This window comes from Natrialba hulunbeirensis JCM 10989 (assembly GCF_000337575.1).
Classification (GTDB): domain Archaea; phylum Halobacteriota; class Halobacteria; order Halobacteriales; family Natrialbaceae; genus Natrialba; species Natrialba hulunbeirensis.
On sequence record NZ_AOIM01000005.1, the window covers coordinates 1 to 573 of the forward strand.

1 protein-coding gene is annotated in these 573 nt (G+C 54.3%); it reads left to right on the forward strand.

Annotated features, from left to right (window positions below):
* Positions 1–331: hypothetical protein (locus C483_RS00495; protein WP_006651383.1), on the forward strand; the 331-nt coding region annotated here is incomplete at its 5' end.
* Positions 332–573: the final 242 nt, after the last annotated feature.

Consider the following 573-nt stretch of genomic DNA (forward strand, 5'->3'; position numbering starts at 1 on the left):
ATTCAGCATGAACACCTCAAGCGATCAGCTACAGAAAGAACTCATCTGGGCACTGGCACACGGCACCAACCTCTCACAAGACGAGATCGCCGACCATCCAGCGATCGACAAATCCCAACCGACCGTAAGCCGGATTCTCAACAACTACGACCCTGCTCTTGATGGAACGGAGATCGTCGGATCTGGGTACGGGCGAGCCGAAGACACACAGACAGATGCCCCACCAGTGACCACGTACCGCGAGGCACTGGCTGAAGCCATGCTACACGCCCCGATGCTGGCCCCGATGGTCGGCATGGCGAAACTCAACAACACCGAAAACGACGGATAGAGCACCCATCACGAACCACCCCGATCGAGAACAACGCGCATCTATATATCTACCTCCTCTCTGACACACCATGGGCAAATGGGCTGTGGGCCAATTTCATTCACTGTAGACCGAAGGTCTACAGTTAATGAATACTGTAGGGGAGGGTATCACTGAATACGCATACTACCAGAAGTATGATAAACCGACTACGAGTCCTTGTACCTCACACGGTGCTCCTCCGGCACACGGTGGACCAGTTC